Origin of the sequence: Turicibacter sp. KK003 (genome assembly GCF_037014675.1) — a bacterium.
Classification (GTDB): Bacteria; Bacillota_I; Bacilli_A; order MOL361; family Turicibacteraceae; genus Turicibacter; species Turicibacter faecis.
The window spans coordinates 1,665,001-1,691,710 of the sequence record NZ_CP142738.1 but is presented as its reverse complement, the minus strand read 5'-3'; the positions used below and the strand labels follow the sequence as shown (position 1 = coordinate 1,691,710).

Below are 26,710 nucleotides of genomic sequence, written 5' to 3'. Positions count from 1 at the left end.
CTTTCATGAATGGTGAAAGAAAGCTAGGATTTTTTAGTGTGAAGTTAAAGGCAATTGAATAAGTAAAGAGGTGATTAGATTATGAATCAACTATTAAAGGATAAGTTATCTTTACTTCCGATGAATCCAGGATGCTATTTGATGAAGGATGCAAAGGGACAAGTCATCTATGTTGGAAAAGCAAAACGATTAAAAAACCGAGTGAAATCCTATTTTACGGGTTCTCATAATGGAAAGACGGCGCGTTTAGTTCGTGAAATTGTTGATTTTGAATATATTATTACGACGAGTGAACTTGAGGCACTCGTCTTAGAAATTAATCTCATCAAGAAATATGACCCGAAGTATAACATTATGTTAACGGATGATAAACATTATCCTTATATTAAAATTACAAATGAGCAGCATCCACGCCTGGTGATTACGCGTAAAATAAAAAAAGACGGTGGTAAATATTTTGGGCCATACCCTAATGCAACGGCAGCCAATGAAACCTTACGTTTATTAAATAAACTTTACCCTTTGAGAAAATGTCATACGATTCCGAAGAAGGTTTGTTTGTACTATCATATTCATCAATGTTTAGGACCTTGCGAGTATGAGGTGTCATCCGCTGTCTATAAGCCGTATCTCGATGAAATATCACGTGTTTTAAAGGGGGATTATTCAAAGATAAAAGCGGATTTAGTGAAGCGAATGGAAGCGGCAGCTGAAAATTTAGAGTTTGAACGTGCTAAAGAGTATCGGGACTTAATGTATCATATTGAGGCAACGATTGAAAAGCAGAAAATGACACTCAATGACTTTATTGATCGTGATGTTTTCGGCTATGCCGAAGAGGACGGACGGGTGTGTGTGCAGGTCTTTTTTATTCGCCAAGGAAAAGTCATTGAACGAGAGGTTTCTATCTTTGACGGAATTTCTGATGTTCATGAGGCGGTTATGACGTTTATCGGACGTTTTTATCAAGGAAGTAATACGTTAAAGCCAAAGGAGATATTTATTCCGGCAACGCTTGATCAGGAGCTTTTAAGCGCGTTATTGGATGTCAAAGTGGTTGTTCCAAAACAGGGTGAAAAAAAAGAACTTGTTGAGTTAGCGATGAAAAATGCTCAAATGGCTTTGAGTGAAAAAATGCAGTTAATTGAAAAGCAGGAGGAGCGGACCTTAAAAGCGGTTGAAAAGTTAGGGGAGTTATTAAATTTACCGACGCCACATCGCATTGAAGCGTTTGATAATTCTCATCACCAAGGAATGGACACAGTTTCTGCAATGGTAGTGTTTACAGATGGTCGTCCAGATAAAAAGGAATATCGTAAATATAAAATTACAACTACATCAGATGGCGATGATTACCAAGCAATGAAAGAGGTTGTTTATCGCCGATATTTTAAGGTGTTAAATGAGGGACTACCGGCACCGGATTTAATTGTGATGGATGGGGGAAAAGGTCAGGTAAGAGTGGCTATGGAGGTTTTAGCGTCGTTAAACTTAGCTATTCCTGTTGTTGGCTTGGTGAAGGATGAGAGGCATCGAACGTCTATTTTACTTGATGGACGTGATATGGAGGAAATTGATTTAAAGAAAAAAGGGCGAGCCAATGTGTTTAACCTATTGACGCGAATTCAGGATGAAGTTCACCGATTTGTATTAAGTTTCCACCATCAAAGTTCAAAGAACCGTCAGCTAACGTCTATTTTGGATGAAATTCCGGGGATTGGACCGAAGAGAAAACGGGTTCTGATTCAAAATTTCGGCTCACTTGAAAAGATGTTAGAGGCGGATGATCAACAATATCAGCAACTGGGATTTTCTAACGAGTTAATTAGCCGAATTAAATTATTTATCAGCGAGGAGTTACAAAAAAAGGATGAGATCTCTCGCTAATTATAGGCACTTATTTAAGTTTTTCTCATAGGATATATTAGATGTGGTGAACAGGTCACCATGTCAATGAGGAAAATGACTACCTCAACAGAATAAGGGGGTAGAAAGCTTGAATAAAGGTCAGTCAATTTTAACGAAACGTGAAAAAGAAATATTTGATTTACTGGTTCATAACTTGACCACTCGCGAGATTGCCGATCAACTATCAATCAGTGAAAAAACCGTTCGAAATCATATTTCGAATGTGATTTTAAAATTAAATGTTAAGGGACGCTCTCAAGCTATTGTTGAGCTTTTAAGACTTGGTGTTATTACACTATAAGGCGATCCCTTAATGTTAGTTTATCCTAAAGAATTAAACCCTGTCTTTTTCCAAGGTCGAGCGAATAGGGAAAAAGAGCAGGATAAGTCCCATAAATAAGATAAATACTTTCATCAGTCATAAAAAAACCGTCCTTCGTCTTATTAGGAAGAGGGAATGCGGATAGATGCTCATGAAAGTATTTTTTTATGTGCGCTAAAAGAAGCGGTAAACAGTGGACGTGAGGTCATTCTTTTGTTCGACTTCCTTCAGACGGGCCCCAGGATCGGTGGGCATTTTTTTGCCGCATGAACGAGAGACAATCAAGACCAATGAGCGCTATCACCTGTTTCTTATTTTTTGGACGTGTTATTTTTTCAGAAGATAGATAGGAAAAAAATGGGTTAGTTATAAGAAAAAAGTAGGCTCTTAGTAGATTAAAGGCAAAAAATGTACTATAATAGTAGTAAACGAGGAGCCGAAAGGTTCAAACTTTAGAAAATGAGGGTCCCACTCCACGCATGAGAGGGGGCGACTAGATGGAAGTGATAAGAATGCTCGGACATACCGGTGTTGTTTTGAAAATAAATGGTGAAGAACATAAAATATTTATAAATGAAACGTGGTTTTCGTTTGATCCGAAACTAACGGTATCGCCTTCTTTAATAGGGCAGTCCGTGCAATATAGTTTAGGGGCAAAGAATCGGGTGAATCATTTAGAATTAATGGTACAACCGATGAAGGAATTAAAGGGTAAGATACAGTCGCTAAATTTAGCTATTCCGCGAATCTCTTTACATATCAATGGCAAACTTTTACACTTTTATATTCCTTATAAACATTTTAATACAATTAAATATCAATACAAACCAGGGGACTTTTTACACTTTACGTATAATCCCATGGAATTTAAGTTAAAGAACGCTTCTTACTATGCCTTAACTTCTATTATAACGGATCCTAAGAAAAAGGGTGAAAATACACAAGGAGTGAAGCGGGAATTGCAACGGACGTTAAAGACGTTAGTCGAATCCCCATATTATGCTTTTTTAGATTTAGAATTTTCAATGAGTGGTCCAGAATATCGGGGAATGAAATTTCAACCGGAAATTATCCAGTTTGGATTGATTGTGGCAGATTCGGATGGAAATTTAGTTGAAAAATTTTCAGCCTATGTGAGACCAACATTATTTCCTCATTTAACGATGAAAGCACAAGAATTTTTGAAGATTACGCCATCAGCCGTTGCGTACGGAATGAGCTATCGCAATTTTTATGACTGCATTAAGGAAGTGATTTTAAAATATAATCCTGTGTTCTTGGTCTGGGGCGTTTCCGATGGATTTATTTTAGAAAATTCTTACCAAATTAATCATGTGAGTCCTTTGTTTGAACCTGAACGCTTGATTGATTTACAACGAATTCATCGTCAATATTATCAAATCGGGCAGGATATTGGACTTTACAATGCGATGCGAAGTTATGAAATGTTTAACGGGGCGCAGATTCATGATGCATTAGTGGACGCTCTTGTCTTACGAAATATTTTTTATAAATTTAAGTCTATTTTATTAACGAAAGAAAACTATCCATTTAAGGAGAATTACTTAATGATGATGACCAATCGGGCACTCCGCTAGCAAGGACGTTGCTTGTTCATCCTGTGTGGTTTTGTCGACTTATGAGATAACCTGTTCAAAAGGTTATCTTTTTTTTATTCCCTCATATAGTAGGTATATATTGAAAAAGAGGTGAAAAAAATGCAAACAAAATGGATCAAACGATTAACGTTACCTGTCCTTGCCATGTTATTTATTTATTATGCGAGTCATTCTTCAGATCCTGCAACGAGTAACTTAGTGAATACGATGAGTGAACAAAAGCAAGAACAAACGATGTATTCATCAGAAGACTATTACGCGGTTTATGCGCTCCATGATTCAAATAATTTAGTGAAAACTTATGTGAAAAAAGGGGAGCAGACAGACCGCATTGAGGAGATTTTTAGTCTTTTAACAACGAATGCCAATCAGTTACCAACGAATACGACATCCCTTGTTTCGCCTGATGCAAAATTAAATGATTATAAATTGAAAAATGGAACATTAACGTTAGATTTATCATCAGAATTTTTAGATTATACCTCTGATGACGAAGCCGATTTATTATCATCAATTGTTTGGACTTATACGGAATTACCGGATGTTGATAAGGTAAAATTTGAAATTGATGGAAAGGCAATGTCTAATTTAAATGGGGCAATGTCAGTTGAGCGTGGTCTTGATCGTTCAATGGGAATTAACTTAGAGATCGATACGATGAGTTTAGATCATACGCAATTAGTGACGCTATATTTTATGACGGATGATAGTAAAGAAGGGTTACTTGTTCCAGTGACGCGTTTAATCTCTGATACCATCGATCCAATCACTTATGCTGTTTCAGCTTTAATTCAAGGGCCAGCTGGTGAAAATTATGTGAGTGTTTTTGATCAAAATACAACGTTATTAGAGGATCCGGTGTTAACAGATGGGCTGCTTTCTTTAAACTTCAGCTCGGATTTATATTATAATAATGATCAAACGGAGGTTTCGTCGACGATGCTAAAACAATTAGTTATGACGTTAACGGAAGTGGATGAAGTTGAGATGGTTTCTGTTTCGATTGATGGTAATATTAAAGTCATGGATGATACGTCTCGTTCGATTGCGGTTCCAACGGCACGAACAAACGTGGAATCATTTATTGAGGCTCACTAAAAAGGATTATGTTATAATAGAGGATGAACGTTTTAATTTGGCAAGTAAGGTGATAATATGAGAACAAACGAACGTAAAAATAATGAACGTAGAACTGTCGAATTCATTCCTCACTATATAACACATCCAGAAGGAGCTGTCCTTGTTTCTTTTGGAAACACCAAGGTGATTTGTACGGCGACGATTGAAAATAAGTTACCACCATTTATGCGTGGTCAAGGAAAAGGCTGGATTACAGCTGAATATTCGATGTTACCGCGAGCGACGAATACCCGAAATATTCGCGAGTCTGCTCGTGGAAAACAAAGTGGGAGAACGATGGAAATACAACGTCTAATTGGTCGTTCACTTCGCGCAGCTGTTGATCTTGAGGCATTAGGTGAACGCACCATTTGGATTGACTGCGATGTTATCCAAGCAGATGGAGGAACACGAACAGCTTCTATTACGGGGGCAATGGTCGCCTTAAAATTAGCATTTGACCGCTTAGTTGCTGATCAAGTGTTAGAAAAGTCGCCGTTAAAAGAATACGTGGCTGCTATTTCAGTTGGAATTTTAAATGGTGAAGTTATTCTTGATCTTGATTACGATGAGGATTCTGTCGCCGAAGTTGATATGAATGTCATTATGACTGAGGGCGGACAATTTGTAGAGATTCAAGGAACGGGAGAGGAAGCGACATACTCGCATGCCGAGTTACTTAAGATGCTTGACGTTGCTAGTCAAGGAATCCGAGAATTGATTGATTTACAAAAACAGGTGAATTAAGGAGTCGTTAAGATGAAAGAAATAATTATTGCAACGAAAAATGCAGGTAAAGCCAAAGAATTTGAACATATATTTAAACCGTATAACGTCCGTGTGAAATCTCTTCTTGATTTTGAAGAAATGGATGACATCGTTGAAGATGGTAAAACATTTGAAGAAAATGCTTTAATTAAAGCGCGAGCGATTGCCAGTCAATTTAATCAGATGGTGCTTGCCGATGACTCGGGGCTTGAGGTCGATGCTCTTGATGGACGTCCTGGCGTGTATAGCGCACGTTATGCAGGTGAGGGGCGAAATGATGAGGATAATATTTTAAAAGTCCTTCATGAATTAGAAGGTGTTCCAACAGATGAGCGCGGGGCGCGTTTTGTTTGTGCGTTAGCTATTGTGACTCCTCAAGGTGATGAAGTGGTTGTTCGTGGAACATGCGAAGGTCGCATTTTAACGGAATGTCTAGGAACCGAGGGATTCGGTTATGATCCCATTTTTTATCTCCCTCATTTATCAAAAACAATGGCACAACTTCCAAAAAGTGAAAAGAATGTGTTAAGTCATCGTGCAGATGCTTTTGTGAAGCTTCAACCTTACTTAGAGAAACTATTGTAAGGAGGGCGCACAGATGAAAATTGTTGCTGTGAGTGATAGTCATGGAAATGATTGGGACCTTTTAGCGATTCGCGAACGTCATTTACAGGAGGCCGATTTATTCATTCACTGTGGGGATAGCGAACTCCTTGATGACGATGCTGCGATGCAAGGCTATTTGAGTGTTTGTGGAAACTGTGACTATCGGTCACAGGCCCCGTTAAAGCGAGTGGAGTCTTTGGCGCATGACGTCACCTTATTTATGACACATGGCCATACGTATGGAGTGAAATACTCCTTACAAAAATTATACTATCAAGCCTTAGAGGTAGGAGCCAACTTGGTTTGTTATGGACATTCGCACTATGTCGGAGCTGAAATGATAGAGGGGATTTTATTTATGAATCCTGGAAGTCTTTCTTTTCCCCGGAATACACGAGAAAAAACGTATGCTATCATTACGGTGTCCGATCGAGCGTTTGAAGTGGCTTATCTAGAAGGGGGCACTGGCGAGACCTTAATTCGTCAAACATTTAAACGTTAAATGAGAAAGGTAGGGGGGACTCGTGACAGAACAAACTTACCAGTATTATTTAAATCAAAAAGCAGTCGGAGCCCATTATTTAGAAATTGGTAATCCGATGAAAGCATTAGAACATTTTATTAATGCGTATCAAACCACCTATGGGTGTGAAGATTTAGATCTCATGTTAGAATTAGCCTTTTTGTATGATGAGGTTGAAAATCCGGAACAAGCAATCGCCATCTTTTCACAAATGATTGAGGTGGATCCTACGTTTCCAACGTCATATTATGGACTAGCGACTATTTATGATGATCATGAAGATTATGAACGAGCGATTTATTATTATCAAAAAACCATTGAACTTGATCCGGAATACGAAACAGCCCACTTTTTCTTAGCTAATATTTATGATGAATTGGGCGACAATCAAAAGGCGATTGCTCACTATGAAAAAACCATTGAAATCGATCCCTCATATTACTACGCGTATATCAATTTAGGATGCATTTATGAGGCGGAAGATAAAAACTTGAAGGCGTATCATTATTTTTACCGTGCGCATCAAGTTAATCCAGCAGACTATACGGCATTATTCAACTTAGGTGTGGCATGCCGTAAACTTGGACAAGTAAAAGAAGCTATCCGTTATTATAGAAAGTCACTGGGTGCGAATCCTCAATATGCGTTTACTTATTTGAATCTTGCGCTGATTTATAAAGAAGTATTTGAGGACTATGAAGAAAGTATCAAGTTGTATACGGAGGGGATTAAATATAATCCGCAAATGTCGGTGCTTTATTATAATCGAGCGTGTTGCTATGCGTTACTCAATGAATTTGAAAAGTCATTAGATGACATCCAGATTGCGACGCAGATTAGTCCAAGTTTACTGGATTATATGAAATCAGACGATGAGTTAGTGCAGGTGAAAAAGTTACCTCGCTATCAGGCGATGTATCAATAAAATGGCTCTTTGTCAAATCGTGTGGGTGAATAAAATCTATACATGTAATCAAGAGGAATTAGGCCATTCTTTAGACGGCTTGGTTCCTCTTCTTTTTTTGTTCAAAAGTGTATTTATGAATAATCAAAATTCTTGCTTTGAAATGGTAGAAACTACGGTATCCGAAGGCAATACGTTTAATGACTTTAATGTTATTGTTAATTCCTTCGAGTACTCCATTTGTATAAGGAGTTTCGATAGTATTTTTGACATAATCTTGATAATGAGTGAGTGTTTTTAAAGCTGTTTTCATTTCGTGTGAAAGCAGGTCAGAGGGGTGTTGAATGGCATGATGAAATATTTCAAGGTTACGAAGTTTAATAGCCTGTTGGACAGTTTGGTAGAAATCATAAGTCTCCTTTAGTTCAGGGTCTAGGGCTAATAAAAAGTCAATAATTTCTTGTTGAGAGATCATCTTTTTGAAGCAGTTGGAATAGAAGTAATGAGTGGCATTAAGATCTTCTTGGGCTTTTAAGAGAAGTCGCCAATAATGTTTGAATTTATTATAAAACTCTTTATTTTGATTCATGAAACGAATGCGTGTTTTATTAAGAGCACGAGAGACTAGTTGAACGATATGAAATTTATCTAAAACAATCTTAGCCTTAGGGAATACCTCTTTAATGAGTGTCATATAAGGGGCGTACATGTCAATGACGACGTGGGTTACACCTTCACGAGCTGCTTTAGAAAATCGCATAAAATAAGTCCTTAGTGTACTTAAGCGACGGTCTTCAACGATATCAATTAGCTTTCCATTGGACGCATCACAAAAAATGAAGGACATTGCTCCCTCGGCCGATTTAACCGACTTAAACTCGTCAAAACAAAGAACTTTTGGGAGAGAATTAAAGGGAAGCGGCTGTTCTTCATAGGAAGAATGAATGACGCGGTTAACGGTTGAATGAGAAACGTTAAGCTCACGTGCAATATCTGTTTCGGATTTCTTATGACTAGCTTCTAAAAAGATGGCTTGTTTTACGGGAGTGGAAATAAAACAATTAGGGTTAACAAGAGATGTTTCTAGGGTAAATGTTCGGTCACAATGACGGCATTTATAACGTTGTTTTTTTAAGTCTAGATAAGCATCAAATCCGGAAATTTTGACTAGCTTAATACGTGAAGTTTTGAAGCCGTGTTTAATGATATTTGAGTCAAAAGAATGACCACAGTGGTAGCAATGAGTCGGTTGAAAAGAAAGAGTTCCCAAAATAAGTTTAGAACGAACATTCTTAATCTGAGTTTCTTGGATACAATTTTTTGAAAAAGTAATATTTTTATCTTTTAAATCAAGTAAAGTTGAGATACAATTAGTGTGAGACATAAACCCAATCCTTTCGTGTTTTTTTGGTCGATTACATTGTATAGAATTTGGGACGTTATGTCTCTTTTTTTGTACTTATTTTTTAATTCCAATAAAAGAGGTGTGGGCATCACCCACACCAAATATTATAGAACCGTTATTTTTACCTTATTATGCATCTGCTCAATCCAAACGTTTAAACGCCTCATTGGCATTAAACGTTCCTCCCTTTAACGGATGATAAATCTTTGATCACTTAACTAAGGTAGCCAACGGGCTACCTTTTTCTTTTTAATCCGATAAAAAAAGCTCTCATCTCTCTCAACAAAGGAGAGAGGATGAAAGCTTCTTATAAATGAATGAATCGTTAGATGTTTTTTTTATCGGATATTTTATCTTGTTAACTAATCTGTTGGTCACTAAAAACTTTATCCAATTTTTCGTCTTCTTTGAGAAACGAGTTGGGTAAGAATCATAAATAGAACGCTAAATCCGAAGATGATGACCATGTTAATCAGAATGGGTTTGAGGGTATCAAGGTGAAAGGCTTCTACAGTTTTCAGTAATTCATTCGTTTTGATGTAATAAAACGTAGGAATCGCATGGGCAATCGTGAGGACGGAATCGGGTAACCACTCCATCGGAACGAAGGCGCCGCATAAAAAACTAGAACCGAGTGCAATCACATTGACAATCCCGCTAATGGCATTTGGACTGCGAACGAGGGTTCCAATCAAAAAGGCGAGACTTGTCGCACATAGAGTTAACATGAAAGCATTGATGATATAAATCAGACCATGAGGACTCCACATGATGTCGCCGACCAAAAGGAAGCTAATAGCGACATAAATAAGCCAGATGAGCAGGGCATATAAACCATTCGAAAGAAGCAAAATTCGATTATGTTTATTTTCTCCAATTGGGCTAATCAGGCGTCGCTTTTTAACAGTCGGTTGATTAAAATGATTAAGAAGTAAGCTAACGATAAAAATGAGACAGGCAAGAATACTATAACTTGCAAAGTTATAATAAGAAGTAGCTTTCGTTAACTGATCGACATCAAGCAAAGAGACCATGTTGACTTTCACTGTTTGGGCAAGTGTTTCGTCAACGAAGGTTGTTAATTCGTGGGCATCCATCCCCATTTTCTGATAGATTGAGGCCGTGTTTAGATAGCGAGACAAAATCATCTCTGCTAAAGAAGCCTGGTAGTCCCCCGTACTCTTCACCGTTAGTTCAGGAGCACTCCCCGCCATAAAGTTTTCACTATAGTCATCAGGAATATCAATCACATAGTTGGCCTCTCGATAAAAGAGCGCATCATTGATCTGTTCTTCTTCAGAAGACGTTGCCACCTTTAAATGACTTGCCGTTTTTAAATAGTCGATAAGATGACGACTGAGGGTCCCCTGTTCATCCTGATTAATGACGATGATATTAGGCTTGCTAGCGACGAAGTCCAAGTTTTTTTCATTCGTTTTCATATTCGCCGCCGCGAATCCGATTAATATGACGGTATAAAGAATCACCAGTGGAAGGTTTCTTTTTAAAAGTTTCCAATACGTTTTAAATACGGTCATACGTTTGCCCCCTTAAACTGAAGATTGAGATTCCGATGAGAACAACAGAAACCATTAATAAATGGAAGATGTTAGCCCAATAACGATCAAATGTTTCGTAATAATATAATGAATAAAGCCCATCTGTAATCATACTGGCAGGGTTCAGTTGATTTAAGAGTGGGAGATGCGTATCAATCACATACTTCATCGTAATTCCCATCATTCCGGAAAGGAAACAGCCAAGCATGGTGAGCGAGATCAAGATGCCGATTTTTATATTTTCATTGACTTTAAATAAAACGCCGACGGCCATCCCCAGTGTAAGACCACAAAAACTTCCGATGATGGCGAGCAATACAATTAAAGGAAGGTGCTCCCCATAATCGACCTTTAAAATAAAGACCGTATAGGCAAATAATAGGGCAAGTCCGAGAAGTTGAACGAAATAACTAGCAAGTAAATGGCTAAAAATAAGACGCCATTTTTTCACCGGTGAGATGGATGTCCGCTTTCCTTGAGGGGACATGTTAGCTAAAATCCGATTGATAGAAATCATACTTAAGGTTCCTCCATAAAGACAAGTCATTGCCACCAACGTATAAAATTCAACTTGAGTGTAGCTTAAATGCTCACTAGAGCGATCAACAACCCTGACGTTGTTTTCATTGACCAAGTTGATGACGTCTTGGTAAATTTCTTCCGGATTGGGCGCTATTTCAGGGGCTTCACTTATTTTCTTTTCAATAAGATGAGAAATGAGTTGACTGCGTTGATTCATTTCTTCGGTGACAAACTGGAAGATGGTTTCGTCAATTCCATTGGTGTTAAATGTCAATTGGGGTTCTTGTTCTTTCAGTTGTAAATAACCCACGATGGCGTTATCTTCTAATAATTTTTTTGCTTCTTCCGCTGTCGTATAGCGGGTTTGAAATAGCTGGTGGTCGCTCTTTGGTGAGCTCAGTGTATCGAAGGCGGTTTTAAAAATACTGTTTTTGGTTAATTCTTCATCCTCTACAATGGCAATCGGAATGATGGATAATTTTTCACTATTTTCAATATTGGAAAAGGCAAGGTAAAAAAAAGTTCCAAGAATCAGAGGAAAGGCGAAGGTCCAAAAAATGAGCATTTTATCTTTGATGAGCATTTTAAACGCATAGTTCAAATGACGCATATTAATCACGCAACTCCTTTCCAGTTAAGGTTAGGAAGACATCGTTAAGAGTTGGACGTTGAGAATAAATCGTCGTGTAATGGAGTGGGGTTTGTTTAAGGTATTCAATCATCTCAATTAGGTTGTTTTTTCCTGATTTATAAGTGATGATGAGATGTGGTGCTTGATAACGAACATCATCGACGTTTTTAAGTGTCTTTAGCTTATTTAGTTCATCTAAAGGTAGATCATGAATTTCAACTATAACTTTTTCTTCAATTTGCGTTTTCTCTTTTAGTTCGTCGGCCGTCCCCATGGCAATAATTTTCCCCTTATCAAGAATGATGACACGGTCACAAAGTTGCTCAACCTCTTCCATATAATGAGTGGTGTAAATGATGGTAGCACCGTTCTTTCTTAATTGTTTGATGCCGTTTAGAATATGGTTCCGACTCTGAGGATCAACCGCAACGGTTGGTTCGTCTAAAAAAATTAATTTAGGGCGGTGGGCAATCCCACAGGCAATATTGAGTCGTCTTAAGAGACCTCCGGATAATTTTTTGGGATAAAATTTTTTATAATCTTCGAGTCCAACGAGTTGAATGGCCTCTTCAATGGCTTGTCGCCGTGTCGCTTGATCTTTGATGTAGAGTCCGCAAAAATAATCGATATTTTCATAGACGGTGAGTTCATCGAAGACGGCAACTTCTTGAAAGATGACGCCAATTTGTGCTTTTAAATCATAAGCATCGGGTTTCATTTTTTTGTCAAAGAGTTCAATCGTTCCGTTGTTAAAGTTGAGGAGGGAGAGGAGACAGTTAATCGTGGTTGATTTCCCGCTTCCATTTGGACCGAGTAATCCGACAATTTCTCCCTCATAGACACGAAATGACAAGTCATCTACAGCTAAAACCTCCTGATATTGTTTCGTTAAATGCTCGACGTTAATCATAGTCTTCATGTTTAGGCTCCTTTCACTTAATGGATTGATAATGAAATATATGAGAAAAAAAGGCCATCTAGTACGGATAAGGACGAAAAATGAGGAGGTGTAGTTGGAAGAACGAGGAATCGCTTTTAGATACTGGAGTCTTTTTGATGAGCGAGTGGCATCCTTTTTGTCTGTACATCTTTAATGGAATCGAAGATCAGGAGGCATAGTGGGAAAGACAGGGGGATAGAATATATTGAGCCCTCGCTCATCGATGGATTGGAAAAGAGAAACCGTTATTTCTTTTCACGGATCATGAAAAGAAACCCGTGGAATGATAATTGACTATGAGGAGGGAGAAAAGGTGTCTATGCTTTGGAAGGTGGGTGATTTGTCGTGGAGGTCATCATTCTTTTAGGATTACTCCTGCTTTATTTTAAAATGGGAAGACTAGAGAAACGGATAAAAATAAGGGAATTAGGAGAAGAGGAGGGAATGAAAATGTCAAAAATTTTACAGTCCTTAGTCAATCAATCATGTCAGATGACATTTGATGAGGAATGGTACGGGGATGCCGTTTTACCAGTTGGTGCGACGTTAGTGACCGTGCTTGAAGTCGATGAGCAGTGGATCAAAATTTCGTATCAGGATAAGAAAAAGGGTGAAGTGACTAAAATTGTTCGAATTGAACGTGTTGAGGGGATTGAACTCTTAAAGGAATAAAAAAAACTTGCGAAAAATCGCAAGTTTTTTTATTCTTCAGATTTTAAACAGATAAAGTTCATCATGCGTCCTGTTTCTTTATTTCGTCTGAAGCTAAAGAATAAATCATCATCCGTATATGTGCAATAAGAAGTAGTTAAAATATTTTCTGCTGGAACGCCTTCATAAAGGGCTTGTTTGTAGTTGAGTAGTTTTGGGTCAAATTTATATTGTCCATTTCCAAGTTCAACAAAGGTTTCTTCCCATCCATCAACGTTCGATTTTTCGATTTCATTGATGACTAAATCATCGACGCGATACGCATCACGACCAATACAAGGTCCAATGGCTACCCAAATATCTTTTGGATCAATCTGTTCAACCTCTTTTAATGTTCGTAACATTTCATGCATCATTCCGTCAACCGTTCCGCGCCATCCGGCATGAGCAACTCCTATGAGCTCACGCGTTGGAACGTAAAAATAAAGTGGGGTACAGTCTGCATAAAACGTGGCTAAGACGATATCCTTTTCTGTTGTATAGAGTCCGTCGGTCGCTTTAATCCCTGATTCAAAATTATAAACACCGGCTCCTAAATCATCGTGTGTGACTTTATGGACATTTGTCGTATGTAATTGTTCGGCAAATACCCATTTTTCTAACGGTAATTTTAAGTGATTGGCGACAAGTTGACGATTTTTTAAAACAGCTTCTGGTTTGTCGCCCACATGATAGGCAATATTTAGCCCTTCAAATGCTCCAACGGATACGCCCCCCTTGTTCGTACTAAACCCGGCAACTAAGTGTTTGTTTTGACTCATCCATGGATTTAAAAAGAGTAAGTGTTCGTTTAAAATAAATGGTTCCTTCATTTTATCACCTCATGTTTTATTATAGCAGAGACCACTGAATTTATAAAAAAACTTCGCCTGATTGCAATAGAAATTTGTGATGAATCGTGTTAAAATAGGTGAGAATATAAAATAATCAGATCAGATTAAATATGAGGTGCCATGTGTTAGTAAAAGACGCACCGGTAATAAAGAGGGATTATTTATGGAAAAGAAAGATACAACGTTTGCCGTCATTGGATGTGGGCAATTTGGTGGAAGTGTCGTTGAGGAATTAGCTCGCCAAGGAGCGGACGTCTTAGCGATTGATTGTAATGAAGAAGTGATTAAAAAATACGTAAATATTGCGACACAAGCCATTATTTTAGACTCGACAGATGAAGAGGCGCTAAGAAGTATCGGAATTCGTAACATTGATCATGTTATTGTTGGAATCGGCCAAAATATTCAGGCGAGTATTTTAACGGCGCTGTTATTAAAGGAAATTGGTGTCAATAAAGTGACCGTTAAAGTTGTAAATGACTATCATAAGAAAGTAATTTTGAAAATTGGAGCCGACTCGGTTATTCAACCCGAAAAGGATACTGGAAAGCGATTAGCTCATCAAATGTTATCGGATTTCGTTTTAGATTACTTAGTGTTATCTGATAACTATAGTATCGTCGAAGTATTAGCAGCGGGGCCGATTATCGGACAAACCTTGATTGATTTAAATATTCCTCAACGATTTGGAATTAATATTGCTGCGATTAAACGTAACTACAATATTGTCGTTCCTCAAGCTAATACTGAAATTAAAGAAGGCGATGTATTGCTTGTTATTGGCGCAAATAAAGATATTAGTGAATTTGATCACTGGCTTTTACATACTTAAGTGAAGAAAAGGGGAGGCTTTTGTCCTCCTTTTTTTGATGATAACTGTTTAGGAAATGCATTAAATCATGAATAAAATGTAAAAATGTGGTGAAAAATATAAAAGAGACACAAAAAGAACAAGTATCAGTCAGGTTATATGGTATACTGAAAAAAAGATAAATGAAATGAGGAGTTAGATTATGCAAAAAAAAATAAAATGGGCCGCTTGTGCCATGATGAGTCTTCTTTTAGTCACAGGATGTAGTGGCGCTAAATTACCAGAAGGTGATGTTAAAGTTGTCAATCAACAGGTGAGTGGTGTCATCGATTTATTATTACAATCGGCTGACTATGGTGGAAATCAGAGTACGGTGACTTCGATGTTATTACCTACAGGTTCATCGTACGACATTAAAATGGCAGTTGAGCAGTATGAAGCTGGTCAATTAGTGAATACGATTGAAGTTCCAACTTATACAACTGAAGAGATGGAGAAAAATTCTCTGATTCATTTAATTCTCAATATTGGGAAAGAGGATGTAAAATCAATTTTTTCAATTGCTGAAGTAGACAATGAAAAAACAACCGATAAAAAAAATCCAGAATATAAAATGGAGAAAACAAACGCACCAGCCATTAATTTTGAAAAACGAGTAACCCTTGATCAATATGGGGGTGAACTTGGAAAAGAGTTTGTCTTAGCTGCCTATACAACAGGTGGATCATCAGATATGAATTTAGAGACGTATCAAGATGAGCTTGCTAATTACGAGACAGCATCGATTGTTAAAGTAACAATCACAAAAAAATAAGATAAAAAGCGTGTCATCTCCTGGCACGCTTTTTATCTTGAAATGGAATGCCTTTTAACCGTTTCGTGTCCGCTTCGATAAAAACGTTGACGTCTTCAAGGTTTTTCTAAAGCAATCAGTCAACGAGGCAACTTGAATGGATTCGCCTACTTTTAAGGCCCCGTTAGGCCTCTTCGCGTCAGCGATGAGATGAAAATTTATACGTTGAGATGGGGAATCACATTCGATGTGCAACAAGCATCAGCGGATACGCTGCCGCCTCGTTAGGGACAACACGACCAGTTTACGGTTCGAGTTGAATCTACTTGAAAGGGACCTATGCCGTTTCTTTCAAGTAAGCCATTCTATTTTAACGGGGATTGATTAACGAATAGATTTGGTGTCGGATGAAGGAAAGACTAAGAGAAATGGAGCAATGATTTATGAGTCAAACGAGTTCAGAAATTTCTCATCTAGAAAAAGAAAAAGGCCGTTCTATTTGAACGGTCTTTTTCTTTATTTAAATTTCCATAATAATCGGTAAAATCATCGGGCGACGTTGGGTTTTGCTAAATAAAAATGGAGAAACAACGTCACAGATAGCAGATTTTAATTCTTCAGTTGAGAAGTGCTTAGAAGATTGTAATTTATGTAATACAACTTCTCGTACAGCACTTTCAGTATTTTTAATTAAATCTTCAGATTCTTTCATGTAGACAAATCCACGTGACACAACATTAGGTCCATTGAGGAGACGTTTCTCCGAGCGTTTGATTGATACAGCGACAATGACGAGACCGTCTTCAGATAACACCTTACGGTCACGGATGATTTCTGTCCCTACATCACCTAAACCACTATTATCTGTATAAACAGTTCCTGATGGCACACGTCCCGCTAATCGGGCACCATGTTGATTAAAGGCAAGAACTTCTCCGTTGTTAATGACAAAGCAATTTTCTTCCTTAACGCCACATTGCATACCTAATTGGGCGTGAACGCTTAACATGCGGTATTCCCCGTGGATAGGTAGGAAGTATTTAGGACGCATGAGGCTTAACATGAGTTTTAACTCTTCTTGTCCAGCATGTCCTGAAGTATGAATGTCAGTAAGAGGACTATGTGTGATTACTTCAGCCCCTGCACGATATAAAGCATTGATGGTGCGACCTACACTTAGCGCATTCCCTGGAATCGGTGAGGAAGAAAAAATAACGGTATCACCAGGAATAATTTGAATTTGACGGTGTGTTCCATTAGCGATGCGAGAGAGCGCTGCTAACGGTTCACCTTGAGATCCTGTACATAAAATTGTAACTTCTTCCTGAGGTAAATGTTTAATTTCATTCGCAGCAATAAAGGTATCTTCAGGACAGCGGATATAACCGTACTCTAATCCAATTTTAATCGTTGCTTCCATACTGCGACCGAAAATAGCAATTTTACGATTAGTGGCAATACACGCCTCAACGATTTGTTGAACACGGTGAACATTTGAAGCAAAGGTTGCAATAATGATGCGTCCTTTAATTTTTTTGAACGTGTCACCTAAATTTTCACCGACGCGACGTTCAGAAATAGTGAAAATCGGCAATTCGCTATTTGTACTATCTGACAATAGACATAAAACACCCTCTTCACCTAAGCGTGCCATTTTGGCATAGTCTGCAGGAGGTCCGATAGGTGTAAAGTCAAATTTGAAGTCCCCTGTATGGACAATTGTTCCATGAGGTGTTTTGATTGCGATTCCGTATGAATCAGGAATACTGTGATTGGTACGGAAGAATTCAAATGTAAAATGTTTCGATTTGATTACCGTGTCGGAATTAAATTCAACAATATTTGCCTGACGCATTAACTTGCGCTCTTCAAGTTTATTTTTAATAAGTCCAATGGCTAGTTTTCCAGCATAGATTTTAGGAATCGTCAATTGACGAAGTAAAAATGGGATTCCACCGATATGGTCTTCATGACCATGCGTAATGAATAAACCAACAATCTTTTCTTGATTATCAATTAAATACTGATAATCAGGAATGACGTAGTCAACCCCAAGTAAATAATCTTCAGGGAATTTAATTCCCGCATCAATAATACAGATTTCATCTTTGTACTGGACACAGTACATATTCTTTCCAACTTCACCTAAACCACCGAGCGCAAAAACTGCGACATCATTAGGTTTAATGTGAGAGTTTTTTTTACGTTGACTCATAAAGCACTCCCTTTCAATCAATATCATGAGTATTTTTTCAAAAAATTAATCCATATGACGTAAAGCAAAATAAATGTTTTTCTCAAACGTCTTTGGTCCTAACCTTATTTTGGACATCTTTTAAAGATTATATCACGTGACTTCAAAAAGGTCGAAAAAATAATTTTTAAATTAAAATCTCATTAAAGTGTGTTATCTTTATTATTATACCATTACATCAAAGGAATATCATCGATTAGCACTTGAATTTCTTCAATAAATTTACTATCATGATGAAAAAGAAGAAAAATGGCAATGATAGTAGAAGGAGATAGAAGATACGACGTTATTGAAAAATAGACACAGTTGTTTTTAAAAAGGAAGGATGGGTCATATGACGAAAGATTTAATTTTATTTGATATCGATGGGACGCTTTTACAGAGCGAAAAAAATACGATTCCAATAAGTACAATCGAAGCCCTTCAAAAGTTAAAAGAGGCTGGGCATGAGTTGGCTATTGCAACAGGGCGTGCCTTATTTTTAGTTGATGAACAAATTCGTTCGTTACCGTTTGAGACGTTTGTGACGGCCAATGGGCAACATATTTTACATCAAGGGCAAGTCATCTACGAAAATGCCATTTCAAAAGAGGTAATTGAACGATTAATTGAAAAATCGCATGCCCGTAATCAAGGGATTGGGCTACTATCTGCAACGCGTTCTGGTTTGACAAAATATACGGATGAACTAGCGAAATCTTTTGATCGCGTGTCAATTCCAATTCCCGATGTGATCGATGACCTTCATCATCAGGATGCCATTTTACAGGCCTGGTATTTCTCTGAGGATTTTGAACAGTTATCTGACGAATTTAAGGAAGACTTACGCTTTGTTCCGTGGATTGATTTTGGCGCTGATATTGTTCCACTTAATGGATCAAAAGCGGAAGGAATCAGACAATTAGTGTCGCATCTTAAACAGAAGCCTAGACGTGTGATTGCCTTTGGTGATGGGTATAATGACATTGAAATGTTGCAATTAGCCGATATCGGAGTCGCGATGGGGAATGCGAGTGAGGAAGTGAAAGCACACGCTGATTTTGTGACTAAGCGTATCGATGAAGACGGAATATTTTATGCGTGTGAACAATTAGGGTTATTTTAATAGGAAAAGAGGAGAATCAGCATGAGTGACTTATCACCTTTAGAGTATGTTGAACAGTTGTTAGACGAGAAGCGCTTTGATGAAGCAGAATCATTGTTGCTTGAGCAGCTTAATAATCATCCTGATTTAGCAGCTGTTTATAATGCTTTGGCCATTATTTGTATCGAATCATATCAAGACTATACGCGTGCTGAAAAATATTATCGTGAGGCTATTGTGCATCAACCGGATTCAGCAACCCTATATTTTAATTTAGCTATTTTATATGAGCAGTTTTTGAATCGACCTGCTGAGGCGGTCATTAGCTATGAAAAGGCCATCTCTCTTGATGAGGGGTATGTTGATGCCTACTTGAACCTTGCAGAACTTTGTATTGAGTGGAATGAAGATGTCGATTTAGCTTTAAAGTGCAGTCATCAGGTCGAAACATTGGAGTTCGAGAATGCGAGAAATCTTAACAACTTAGGGTGCTTATATTTGAAGTATCGGCAGGACGTTGACCAAGCGATTGCTTATTTTGAAAAAGCGGTCGAATTCTCTTCTAATCCGGCCACGGCCTTAGCCAATTTAGCGGATGCTTATGTTCGAAATGATCAACTGGAGGAAGCCAAGGAAGCCTATGAAAAATCATTAGCGTTGGAACCTAATCATTCTCTTGTTAATCATAATTACGCGCATATTTTACGACATCATTTTGGCGCGTATGAGGAGGCCATTGTTTTTTATAAAAAGGCGATCGAATGTGACCCCTTCTCATTGGTGTCTTATCAAGGGTTACGAGGTCTGTACGCTTATGATTTGCACGATCCTAAACGAGGGGTTGAGGTATTGGTTGAGGCCCTGACATATTTTAAAAATGAAGAGGGATTGGTGTTAGAAATTGCTAATATTTATGATTTTGAGTTAAACGATTATAAAGAGGCGATGCATTACTATGAATATGTGTTGACGATTAATCCAAATAATTTATTAGCACTTAATGCCCTGGCTTATTTAGACGTGGAGATATTCAAAAACTATTCAAAAGCTCTTGAATATTATTTACGGGTTCTAGAAGTTGATCCCCATACGCCAAGTACCTTGGTGAATATCGGGCATCTTTACTTCTACCATTTATCCGACTACAAAGAGGCGAAGTGTTATTACTTACAGGCAGACGAACTCATTCGTCAAAAAAATACTCCCGTTAAATATGCAGGGGAGTTATACTATAATTTAGGAATTCTTTATGAAAACTATTTAGGTGATAATTATCACGCCGTGGAGTCTTATGAGAAGGCTGTTTCTTACGGGCAGGATAAAAACGCCGAGAAACGATTAATTCGCTTATACGAAAAACTTCCACAACGTATTCAATAAAAAAAAAGCCAAGAATCTCCTTGGCTTTTTAAAATTCTAATGGTTGCGCATTAGCGATTGGAGCTAATGGCTGCTCTTTATTAATGCGGTCCGTGAAGAGGTGACCGTTTAAGTGATCGATTTCATGTTGGAAAACGACAGCAACGTAGTCGCGAACACGAAACTTAACTAATTGACCTTTGACGTTATAACCTTGGATGGTTACGCGGCGGTGTCTTGGAACAAATCCTTCTACTTCACGGTCAATAGAGAGACATCCTTCACCTGTTGGAAGATAGGTCATTTCTTCAGAATAGCTAACAATCTTAGGATTGGCTAAAGCAATGGAATAAAGTTTTCCTTTTTCATCCTCCGTGTGCACGGCGATAATGCGTTTATCTAAGTTTAACTGAGGGGCCGCTAAGCCTACGCTCTCGCGAAGTTGATATTTTTTTGCGATTTCGGGTGATTGACTATTAATAATAAATTGTAGCATGTTATTCATTAATTTTACATCGTCTTTGCTTAGTGGAACTGAAACTTCAGTTGCGACTTTTGCTAATGTTGGATGTCCCTCGCGAATAATGTCTTGCATTGTAATCATTAAGAACTCTCCCTTCTAATGTCGTTTCTATTATAACAAACAAACGATCATTTGGCTAATAAGTCAAAAAGGAAATTTATACAAACGAAAAGAGGTGCAAAGTAGCACCTCTTTTTTATGATGAGACATATTTACTATTTTTATTCATAAGCTGTTATTAACGACAGCAGCAGCAACCGATGATAACAAGTAAAATAAATAATACTAAGAAAAATGCACATCCACCACCAAAATTACTTTCACCACAACACATTGTACATACCTCCTTGATTAACGCTCACTATATCATACGTTTTTTTATTTGTTTCGTTCCACATTCCTAATGGACTTGAACGATTCATTTTTTAATTAGTAGCCGCAACCGCAACCACATCCGCCGAAACCGCAGCCTCCAAATCCACCGCAGCCACAACCGCAACCGCAAAGAATAATTAAGATAAAGAGAACTAAGATGAAAGCGCAGCAACATCCACCGAAACCGCAACCTCCACCACAACCTGCAACTGGCATGACTGGTACGCAAGGTTGAGCGCAATTATAACCTACTCCATTGTAATACATGAGTAATTCCTCCTTTTAAATTTAGGCTCACTATATCATACGTTAGAAGAAGGAAATGGTTATTAGAAAATGAATCATTCCATTAATTTGAGGAATTTATCATTCCTCGGGGGAATTAGCAGCCACAGTCACAGTTGCTAGCGCAACCTCTACCGAATCCACCGCAACCGCAGATGATAGCTAATAAGATGAATAAGACTAAGATGAAGGCGAATCCACCGCAACCTCCACCACAATTTGATACTGGTGCTACAGGAGCACAAGGTGTATAGCAGTTATATCCGTAATTATACATAAAACATTCTCCTTTCGTTTTTAACAACTTCAAGATATCATACGCAAAAGGAAGGATAATGGTTAATGAATTTAGGAAAAAGATATTTTTTCTTTTAATGGACGATTAAAAAGGCCCCCATAAGGGGGCCCTCCACACTATAATCTGTCAGTTACTTTTGCAAGAAGTGAGGACTAGCAACCACAACCGCTACCGAATCCGAATCCACCGCAGCTACAAATAATAGCTAATAAGATGAATAGAACTAAGATGAAGGCAAATCCACATCCAGTACCTCCACAAGCAGCTCCAGAATAGCAAGGTGTATAGCAGTTATATCCATAATTATACATTTTAATTTCCTCCTTAAGATGATTACCTCAATATATCATATGTCAGTTTATCGAAATGGTTCGTTTGTAAATGAATCACTTCGATTTTTTGTGTATCAGTTTACAAAGGATGATTTACAATCCTAAACTATTCTCTATTAGCATCGGTCTGCTAAAAAGCAATATCCGAGAACGACTAATAGGATGAATAGAACGAGGATAAGAGCGAAACTGTTACTTCGACCAGTTGTGACAGTGTTTTGATAAGTAACAGGTGCATATCCACCATAACCATATCCACCAACGTATCCTCCGTAGCTATAGGCACATCCTGTTCCATAGTTGTACATCTTTTGTCCCTCCCTCATTCCTGATTACACTGTATTATACGCTCCTAATCAAACTTAGTTCATGCCAATCACCTATTTTTTATCGAAATATAGCGTTCTGTAATTTGGGGAAACATGTTAAAATAAAGTAACGACTAATGGAGAAGTTGAGGAGGAGAGACAGGATTATGAGCGGTTTAAAAAGGAGAAAAAGGATGACCGGTATGATGAATCGAGCCAAAGTCTATATCCGCGAGCTAGCAGAACGATTAGAGGGATTGGATAAATTAACACTAACCTTAGCCATTATACTATTCGCGATTGGGATTATCATGGTCTATAGTATTACAAGTATTTCTATTTATAATGGGGTGAACGGAGATCCTTCGAATATTGTCATAAAGACGTTAATATTCGGAGTGATTGGTCTGGTTGCGATGATCATTATCCTTCTTATCCCGTATAAGTGGATAAAAAATTTAAGTGTGATAGCAGTGGTCATTTGTCCGCTCCTTTTACTTTTTACACTGATGTTCGCAAGAGGGTCTTCAAGTTCTGATGTTCGCAGTTGGTTTGAAATTGGCTCAATAAAGATTCAACCGGCGGAGTTTGTTAAAATCGGAATGATTATGGCAATCGCTTGGTTATTTGATAAACATGCGCAAAAGGGTGTTTATTATATTCGGGGGTATAAAAAGACACATTGGTCTATTCAACGCATCTGGCAAAGCTTTTTGGGAATCCTCATTTATGTTGGACTTTGTTCGGGGCTTGTGTTACTTCAGCCTGACTTTGGGTCATCCTTGATCATTGGCCTTATTGGTTTAATCATGTTTTTAGCGACGGGTGTGCAATGGAAGATTTTCAAACCTGTCTTTTGGATAGGGGTTGCCGGTGTGTTGGTAGTCGGTCTTTTGGCGGCTAAGTTTTTCCCTTATCAATTAGAACGTTTTACGATTTGGGCGGATCCATTTAATCATCCGAAAGGATTCCAAAACGTGATGGGTTACACAGCGATTGCCCTAGGGGGGCTAGGTGGTGTAGGCGTTGGAAAAAGCACACAGAAGTACGGGTATGTTTTAGAGCCTCACAACGATATGATTTCAACGATACTGGCCGAAGAGTTAGGCGTTTTTGTTGTTTTTTTAATTATGGTGGTTTATTTTATTATGGCGACACGTTGTTTCTTAACCGCACTTCGATGTAAAGACCGTTTTTCAGCGCTAGTTGCGGTGGGAGTGGGCGCTATCTTTTTAGCCCAACCTTTTATTAACCTAGGGGGCGCTAGTGGGGCGATTCCATTAACGGGGGTAACACTTCCACTCATTAGCTATGGGGGATCGAGTTTAATGTCGATGTTTCTTGGAATTGGGCTTTATTTAAATATTTCGATGGAACAATTTATATCTACCAAACGGTTAAAGGAACAGCGGGAGCAAATGATTAAAACAAAAGTTGTCCCTTTAATAAAAGAATAAATATTGAACGAGCCTTAGTCACGGACTAAGGCCTTTTTCATATGATAAAAGTAAGAGCAGACGATTGTTCCTTAAGGATAAACAATAACGGGTCACTAATTAAGGGTGCTGCTTATAATCAGGTGATTCGGGTTAGTGAGGTGACAGAAAGTGGACAATCAAGTAGAAGAATTTAAACAATTTGCTCGTAAATATCCAGGATTAAAATATGAGGTCCGTAGTGGAAAAGCAACGTGGCAATCTATATTTGAGGAATGGTATTTATACGGGGAAGAGGATAGTCAATGGGAAAAGTTTAAAGAAATTCCAAAAGATACAGTGGCCTCAAAAGAAACGGTAACGGCGGATGAAAAAAGTAGTAGTGATTCGAAATCGTCGACATCAACGATGAGTGGGGCGGAAATGATGACACAGGCCTTTCAATATATTCAAAAAATGGATATGAATAAAGTTCAACAAACAATGGGGACTGTGCAAAAATTTATTCAACTTTTCCAATCCTTCCAAGGATCTGGTGGCGCCGGAGCAGGGGCTTCTTTAGGTGCGGCTGCGAGTCAACGACAGTCATTTCCAGGCTTGTTCTCAAAATTTGATGATTAGGAGATGAGTAGATGGAGATTATGTATCAAATCGTGAATAATGTTGAACAGCGGGATTATATTCGAATGTATCCCATTTGGTATAAAGAATTAAACCGAAATCCGGAACGTTATCAAGAGTTTGTTAATGAGATTGAAACGATAAAAAAACAATCGCAACCAACACGTCTACAAAAATTTGAAAAACAGTTAAATGTGGCACAATTTATGTTAAGAATGCTTAATAGTAATAAGTAAGGGAGTTATCTAAAAAAACCATCTTTAATCAGGTGGTTTTTTTGTTTAATAGGATCGGGGCATTTGTTAGAAAAACAATTAATTAGTCAAGGCAATTAGCCTGTGTTATAATAAAATGGGTGATTAAATTGTTAAACAGTAGTGAGTATATACAATTATGCGAAGAAATTGGAGACGATATTCTATCTCTTCCACTTTGCCAAGAATATAAAGAATTACGCCATGAAATAGAAACGAGTGTTGAAATTAAAAATTTAATAGCGAATTTTGAAAGAGCAAAACAAAGTTACGCGGAAGTAGAGCGTTATGGTGGGAAATACCATCCCGATTACAAGGACGTTTCAAAACGGTTAGTTGAGGCCAAGACGGCACTTTTTCAGAATGAGACGGTTCAGAAATTTAAGAACTGTGAAAAGAGTATTCAGTCTATATTAGACGAAATTGCCAGTTATCTAATGGGCGTTGTTGAGTTTAAAGAAGGAAAAAAAGCACAGGCCTGTGGGTGTAAAAACGGGAGCTGTTCTTGTTAAAACAGAAGGGGGAATGAACTTGGATCAGAATAGATTGCAACTGATCGTGTATACACGAAAGAATAATGTTCAACAAAAGATGTTTCAATTTGGTCATGTTGTGTATATATCGAAAAAGATGAATTATGTATGTTTGTATATCAATGAAAATCAGAAAGATTACGTGATCGGTAAGATCAGAAACTTACATGGTGTTCAACGGATTGAAATAGGTCCTGAAGTATTAGAAGCAATAAAATAAAATGTGTTAAGTAAAAATGCTTGACACTTAAATGAGATGTTGTTATAATCATAAGTGTCGTGTTAAGGGGAATGCCTTAACAATATAAAAATGTTTAAAAATTGGAGGAATATATAATGGTAAAATTACGTTTAACTCGTATGGGATCTAAGAAAAAACCTTTCTACCGTATCGTAGCATCTAACTCAGTAAGTCCACGTGACGGACGTTTCATCGAAGTAATCGGAACTTATAATCCAGTTGCTCAACCAGCAATCGTTTCAATTAACGAAGAATTAGCGATGAAATGGTTACGTAACGGAGCACAACCAACTGATACAGTTCGTGCTTTATTCTCAGCTGAAGGAATCATGACTAAATTCCATAACGAAAAATACGCTAAATAATTAATTTATTCACACTGAATTAGCACATACTTTATTTCTAAATATAAAAATGGGCACCTGAAGGCAGTAGCTTTTAGGTGCCCATTAAATTTTTAAAAAAGGAGAGGAGAGATAGGGGGAGGAGTGGACAGCTGTCAAAGGATTCTCTTTCTTATCGTACCGTTATCGTTTATTTAATAAAAAAAGATAAAAGGTGTTTGACAATACGAAATAAACCTGATAAACTTAAAAAGTCGCCAAGAGCGGTGGACGAAAAACTTACAAAAAAAGATAAAAAAACATTTGACAGAAAAAGTCGAATGTAGTAAGATAAAGAAGTCGCCAAAAGGCGAGAGAAGTTCTTTGAAAACTAAACAGAACGTCAAGAATCATGAGCGAAAGAAATTTCGCAAGCTAAGGAAACAAACAATTATGGAGAGTTTGATCCTGGCTCAGGATGAACGCTGGCGGCGTGCCTAATACATGCAA

At 37.8% G+C, this 26,710-nt stretch carries 31 protein-coding genes and 1 rRNA gene (1 of these 32 cut by a window edge); 20 read left to right on the top strand and 12 right to left on the bottom strand.

All coding sequences use genetic code 11. The annotated features are described in order from the left end of the window. Positions 1–81 precede the first annotated feature (81 nt). The 8 genes from uvrC to VXM77_RS08300 all read left to right on the top strand — a co-directional run bounded on the left by uvrC (position 82) and on the right by VXM77_RS08300 (position 7,790). The gene (gene uvrC, locus VXM77_RS08335) at positions 82–1,887 is read left to right on the top strand and encodes an excinuclease ABC subunit UvrC (protein WP_262950954.1); all 1,806 of its coding nucleotides are present in this window, start codon (positions 82–84) and stop codon (positions 1,885–1,887) included. A gap of 109 nt (positions 1,888–1,996) precedes the next feature. Beyond that, positions 1,997–2,209: a LuxR C-terminal-related transcriptional regulator gene (locus VXM77_RS08330; RefSeq protein WP_161832354.1), complete on the top strand. Its 213-nt coding sequence runs from the start codon at positions 1,997–1,999 to the stop codon at positions 2,207–2,209. 518 nt (positions 2,210–2,727) lie between these two features. Continuing rightward, positions 2,728–3,828, top strand: a complete 1,101-nt coding sequence (locus tag VXM77_RS08325; RefSeq protein ID WP_161832353.1) for an exonuclease domain-containing protein — start codon at positions 2,728–2,730, stop codon at positions 3,826–3,828. Between the two features lie 120 nt (positions 3,829–3,948). Then, complete coding sequence (locus tag VXM77_RS08320) at positions 3,949–4,947, top strand: GerMN domain-containing protein (protein WP_161832352.1); 999 nt, start codon at positions 3,949–3,951, stop codon at positions 4,945–4,947. A 57-nt stretch (positions 4,948–5,004) separates the two neighbouring features. Further along, positions 5,005–5,715: a ribonuclease PH gene (gene rph, locus VXM77_RS08315; protein ID WP_161832351.1), complete on the top strand. Its 711-nt coding sequence runs from the start codon at positions 5,005–5,007 to the stop codon at positions 5,713–5,715. Positions 5,716–5,727: 12 nt separating this feature from the next. Beyond that, positions 5,728–6,321, top strand: a complete 594-nt coding sequence (locus VXM77_RS08310; RefSeq protein ID WP_338505985.1) for an XTP/dITP diphosphatase — start codon at positions 5,728–5,730, stop codon at positions 6,319–6,321. Between the two features lie 13 nt (positions 6,322–6,334). Beyond that, positions 6,335–6,844, top strand: coding sequence for a metallophosphoesterase (locus VXM77_RS08305; protein ID WP_338505983.1), 510 nt, complete (start codon positions 6,335–6,337; stop codon positions 6,842–6,844). A 22-nt stretch (positions 6,845–6,866) separates the two neighbouring features. Further along, a complete protein-coding gene (locus tag VXM77_RS08300; RefSeq protein WP_262950952.1) occupies positions 6,867–7,790 on the top strand; it encodes a tetratricopeptide repeat protein in 924 nt (307 codons plus the stop codon). Positions 7,791–7,860: 70 nt separating this feature from the next. On the opposite strand, the gene VXM77_RS08295 is transcribed toward VXM77_RS08300, so the two are convergent. From VXM77_RS08295 to VXM77_RS08280, 4 genes are all read right to left on the bottom strand, one after another. Then, entirely contained in the window at positions 7,861–9,153 is a 1,293-nt protein-coding gene (locus VXM77_RS08295; RefSeq protein ID WP_338505980.1) for an ISL3 family transposase, read from the bottom strand. Between the two features lie 407 nt (positions 9,154–9,560). Further along, positions 9,561–10,712, bottom strand: coding sequence for an ABC transporter permease (locus VXM77_RS08290; protein ID WP_161832341.1), 1,152 nt, complete (start codon positions 10,710–10,712; stop codon positions 9,561–9,563). Beyond that, on the bottom strand, positions 10,699–11,865 hold the full coding sequence (locus VXM77_RS08285) for an ABC transporter permease (protein WP_161832340.1): 1,167 nt from the start codon (positions 11,863–11,865) through the stop codon (positions 10,699–10,701). The genes VXM77_RS08290 and VXM77_RS08285 overlap by 14 nt, the downstream gene beginning before the upstream one ends. 1 nt (position 11,866) lies before the next feature. Further along, positions 11,867–12,805 (bottom strand): ABC transporter ATP-binding protein, encoded by a 939-nt coding sequence (locus tag VXM77_RS08280; protein WP_262950945.1) that lies wholly within the window; start codon positions 12,803–12,805, stop codon positions 11,867–11,869. A gap of 471 nt (positions 12,806–13,276) precedes the next feature. Here VXM77_RS08280 and VXM77_RS08275 point away from each other — a divergent pair, with 471 nt between their 5' ends. Next, positions 13,277–13,498 (top strand): hypothetical protein, encoded by a 222-nt coding sequence (locus VXM77_RS08275; RefSeq protein WP_338505978.1) that lies wholly within the window; start codon positions 13,277–13,279, stop codon positions 13,496–13,498. Positions 13,499–13,527: 29 nt separating this feature from the next. On the opposite strand, the gene pgeF is transcribed toward VXM77_RS08275, so the two are convergent. Next, positions 13,528–14,349 carry a peptidoglycan editing factor PgeF gene (gene pgeF, locus VXM77_RS08270; RefSeq protein ID WP_338505976.1) on the bottom strand — a complete coding sequence of 274 codons (822 nt, stop codon included), beginning with the start codon at positions 14,347–14,349 and terminating at the stop codon, positions 13,528–13,530. Positions 14,350–14,533: 184 nt separating this feature from the next. On the opposite strand from pgeF, the gene VXM77_RS08265 reads away from it, so the two are divergent. Then, positions 14,534–15,202: a TrkA family potassium uptake protein gene (locus VXM77_RS08265; RefSeq protein ID WP_161832758.1), complete on the top strand. Its 669-nt coding sequence runs from the start codon at positions 14,534–14,536 to the stop codon at positions 15,200–15,202. A 181-nt stretch (positions 15,203–15,383) separates the two neighbouring features. Further along, a complete protein-coding gene (locus VXM77_RS08260; protein WP_161832759.1) occupies positions 15,384–15,995 on the top strand; it encodes a hypothetical protein in 612 nt (203 codons plus the stop codon). A gap of 499 nt (positions 15,996–16,494) precedes the next feature. On the opposite strand, the gene VXM77_RS08255 is transcribed toward VXM77_RS08260, so the two are convergent. Then, positions 16,495–18,189, bottom strand: coding sequence for a ribonuclease J (locus tag VXM77_RS08255; protein ID WP_161832760.1), 1,695 nt, complete (start codon positions 18,187–18,189; stop codon positions 16,495–16,497). A gap of 373 nt (positions 18,190–18,562) precedes the next feature. On the opposite strand from VXM77_RS08255, the gene VXM77_RS08250 reads away from it, so the two are divergent. Then, positions 18,563–19,333, top strand: a complete 771-nt coding sequence (locus VXM77_RS08250; RefSeq protein WP_338505971.1) for a Cof-type HAD-IIB family hydrolase — start codon at positions 18,563–18,565, stop codon at positions 19,331–19,333. A gap of 21 nt (positions 19,334–19,354) precedes the next feature. After that, positions 19,355–20,692 (top strand): tetratricopeptide repeat protein, encoded by a 1,338-nt coding sequence (locus VXM77_RS08245; RefSeq protein WP_161832762.1) that lies wholly within the window; start codon positions 19,355–19,357, stop codon positions 20,690–20,692. A 28-nt stretch (positions 20,693–20,720) separates the two neighbouring features. Here VXM77_RS08245 and def read toward each other — a convergent pair whose 3' ends face one another. The 6 genes from def to VXM77_RS08215 all read right to left on the bottom strand — a co-directional run bounded on the left by def (position 20,721) and on the right by VXM77_RS08215 (position 22,792). Further along, positions 20,721–21,275 (bottom strand): peptide deformylase, encoded by a 555-nt coding sequence (gene def / locus VXM77_RS08240; RefSeq protein WP_161832763.1) that lies wholly within the window; start codon positions 21,273–21,275, stop codon positions 20,721–20,723. A 157-nt stretch (positions 21,276–21,432) separates the two neighbouring features. Next, entirely contained in the window at positions 21,433–21,528 is a 96-nt protein-coding gene (locus tag VXM77_RS08235; RefSeq protein WP_161832764.1) for a YjcZ family sporulation protein, read from the bottom strand. Positions 21,529–21,623: 95 nt separating this feature from the next. After that, positions 21,624–21,836: a hypothetical protein gene (locus tag VXM77_RS08230; protein ID WP_161832765.1), complete on the bottom strand. Its 213-nt coding sequence runs from the start codon at positions 21,834–21,836 to the stop codon at positions 21,624–21,626. Positions 21,837–21,951: 115 nt separating this feature from the next. Then, positions 21,952–22,131 carry a sporulation protein YjcZ gene (locus VXM77_RS08225; protein WP_161832766.1) on the bottom strand — a complete coding sequence of 60 codons (180 nt, stop codon included), beginning with the start codon at positions 22,129–22,131 and terminating at the stop codon, positions 21,952–21,954. A gap of 173 nt (positions 22,132–22,304) precedes the next feature. Then, positions 22,305–22,463: a YjcZ family sporulation protein gene (locus VXM77_RS08220; RefSeq protein ID WP_161832767.1), complete on the bottom strand. Its 159-nt coding sequence runs from the start codon at positions 22,461–22,463 to the stop codon at positions 22,305–22,307. Between the two features lie 137 nt (positions 22,464–22,600). Next, the gene (locus VXM77_RS08215; protein ID WP_338505966.1) at positions 22,601–22,792 is read right to left on the bottom strand and encodes a YjcZ family sporulation protein; all 192 of its coding nucleotides are present in this window, start codon (positions 22,790–22,792) and stop codon (positions 22,601–22,603) included. 206 nt (positions 22,793–22,998) lie between these two features. On the opposite strand from VXM77_RS08215, the gene VXM77_RS08210 reads away from it, so the two are divergent. The 7 genes from VXM77_RS08210 to VXM77_RS08180 all read left to right on the top strand — a co-directional run. Then, the gene (locus VXM77_RS08210) at positions 22,999–24,249 is read left to right on the top strand and encodes an FtsW/RodA/SpoVE family cell cycle protein (protein WP_237658986.1); all 1,251 of its coding nucleotides are present in this window, start codon (positions 22,999–23,001) and stop codon (positions 24,247–24,249) included. Between the two features lie 150 nt (positions 24,250–24,399). Next, complete coding sequence (gene ylbD / locus VXM77_RS08205; protein WP_161832770.1) at positions 24,400–24,849, top strand: spore coat protein YlbD; 450 nt, start codon at positions 24,400–24,402, stop codon at positions 24,847–24,849. 11 nt (positions 24,850–24,860) lie between these two features. After that, positions 24,861–25,085 carry a YlbE-like family protein gene (locus VXM77_RS08200; RefSeq protein WP_161832771.1) on the top strand — a complete coding sequence of 75 codons (225 nt, stop codon included), beginning with the start codon at positions 24,861–24,863 and terminating at the stop codon, positions 25,083–25,085. A 128-nt stretch (positions 25,086–25,213) separates the two neighbouring features. Next, positions 25,214–25,615 (top strand): YlbF family regulator, encoded by a 402-nt coding sequence (locus VXM77_RS08195; protein WP_161832772.1) that lies wholly within the window; start codon positions 25,214–25,216, stop codon positions 25,613–25,615. Positions 25,616–25,634: 19 nt separating this feature from the next. Continuing rightward, entirely contained in the window at positions 25,635–25,856 is a 222-nt protein-coding gene (locus VXM77_RS08190; protein ID WP_161832773.1) for a DUF2129 domain-containing protein, read from the top strand. A gap of 113 nt (positions 25,857–25,969) precedes the next feature. Further along, entirely contained in the window at positions 25,970–26,242 is a 273-nt protein-coding gene (gene rpsP, locus VXM77_RS08185) for a 30S ribosomal protein S16 (RefSeq protein ID WP_161832774.1), read from the top strand. 408 nt (positions 26,243–26,650) lie between these two features. Continuing rightward, positions 26,651–26,710, top strand: a 16S ribosomal RNA gene (locus tag VXM77_RS08180) (it continues 1,457 nt past the right edge of the window).

Excerpts from the sequence above, each read along its gene's own strand:
- uvrC (WP_262950954.1), top strand. The coding sequence starts at position 82 with ATGAATCAACTATTAAAGGATAAGTTATCTTTACTTCCGATGAATCCA.
- VXM77_RS08325 (WP_161832353.1), top strand. The coding sequence starts at position 2,728 with ATGGAAGTGATAAGAATGCTCGGACATACCGGTGTTGTTTTGAAAATA.
- VXM77_RS08320 (WP_161832352.1), top strand. The coding sequence starts at position 3,949 with ATGCAAACAAAATGGATCAAACGATTAACGTTACCTGTCCTTGCCATG.
- rph (WP_161832351.1), top strand. The coding sequence starts at position 5,005 with ATGAGAACAAACGAACGTAAAAATAATGAACGTAGAACTGTCGAATTC.
- VXM77_RS08310 (WP_338505985.1), top strand. The coding sequence starts at position 5,728 with ATGAAAGAAATAATTATTGCAACGAAAAATGCAGGTAAAGCCAAAGAA.
- VXM77_RS08305 (WP_338505983.1), top strand. The coding sequence starts at position 6,335 with ATGAAAATTGTTGCTGTGAGTGATAGTCATGGAAATGATTGGGACCTT.
- VXM77_RS08295 (WP_338505980.1), bottom strand. The coding sequence starts at position 9,153 with ATGTCTCACACTAATTGTATCTCAACTTTACTTGATTTAAAAGATAAA.
- VXM77_RS08290 (WP_161832341.1), bottom strand. The coding sequence starts at position 10,712 with ATGACCGTATTTAAAACGTATTGGAAACTTTTAAAAAGAAACCTTCCA.
- VXM77_RS08285 (WP_161832340.1), bottom strand. The coding sequence starts at position 11,865 with ATGCGTCATTTGAACTATGCGTTTAAAATGCTCATCAAAGATAAAATG.
- VXM77_RS08280 (WP_262950945.1), bottom strand. The coding sequence starts at position 12,805 with ATGAAGACTATGATTAACGTCGAGCATTTAACGAAACAATATCAGGAG.
- VXM77_RS08275 (WP_338505978.1), top strand. The coding sequence starts at position 13,277 with ATGTCAAAAATTTTACAGTCCTTAGTCAATCAATCATGTCAGATGACA.
- pgeF (WP_338505976.1), bottom strand. The coding sequence starts at position 14,349 with ATGAAGGAACCATTTATTTTAAACGAACACTTACTCTTTTTAAATCCA.
- VXM77_RS08265 (WP_161832758.1), top strand. The coding sequence starts at position 14,534 with ATGGAAAAGAAAGATACAACGTTTGCCGTCATTGGATGTGGGCAATTT.
- VXM77_RS08260 (WP_161832759.1), top strand. The coding sequence starts at position 15,384 with ATGCAAAAAAAAATAAAATGGGCCGCTTGTGCCATGATGAGTCTTCTT.
- VXM77_RS08255 (WP_161832760.1), bottom strand. The coding sequence starts at position 18,189 with ATGAGTCAACGTAAAAAAAACTCTCACATTAAACCTAATGATGTCGCA.
- VXM77_RS08250 (WP_338505971.1), top strand. The coding sequence starts at position 18,563 with ATGACGAAAGATTTAATTTTATTTGATATCGATGGGACGCTTTTACAG.
- VXM77_RS08245 (WP_161832762.1), top strand. The coding sequence starts at position 19,355 with ATGAGTGACTTATCACCTTTAGAGTATGTTGAACAGTTGTTAGACGAG.
- def (WP_161832763.1), bottom strand. The coding sequence starts at position 21,275 with ATGATTACAATGCAAGACATTATTCGCGAGGGACATCCAACATTAGCA.
- VXM77_RS08235 (WP_161832764.1), bottom strand. The coding sequence starts at position 21,528 with ATGTGTTGTGGTGAAAGTAATTTTGGTGGTGGATGTGCATTTTTCTTA.
- VXM77_RS08230 (WP_161832765.1), bottom strand. The coding sequence starts at position 21,836 with ATGTATTACAATGGAGTAGGTTATAATTGCGCTCAACCTTGCGTACCA.
- VXM77_RS08225 (WP_161832766.1), bottom strand. The coding sequence starts at position 22,131 with ATGTATAATTACGGATATAACTGCTATACACCTTGTGCTCCTGTAGCA.
- VXM77_RS08220 (WP_161832767.1), bottom strand. The coding sequence starts at position 22,463 with ATGTATAATTATGGATATAACTGCTATACACCTTGCTATTCTGGAGCT.
- VXM77_RS08215 (WP_338505966.1), bottom strand. The coding sequence starts at position 22,792 with ATGTACAACTATGGAACAGGATGTGCCTATAGCTACGGAGGATACGTT.
- VXM77_RS08210 (WP_237658986.1), top strand. The coding sequence starts at position 22,999 with ATGAATCGAGCCAAAGTCTATATCCGCGAGCTAGCAGAACGATTAGAG.
- VXM77_RS08200 (WP_161832771.1), top strand. The coding sequence starts at position 24,861 with ATGGAGATTATGTATCAAATCGTGAATAATGTTGAACAGCGGGATTAT.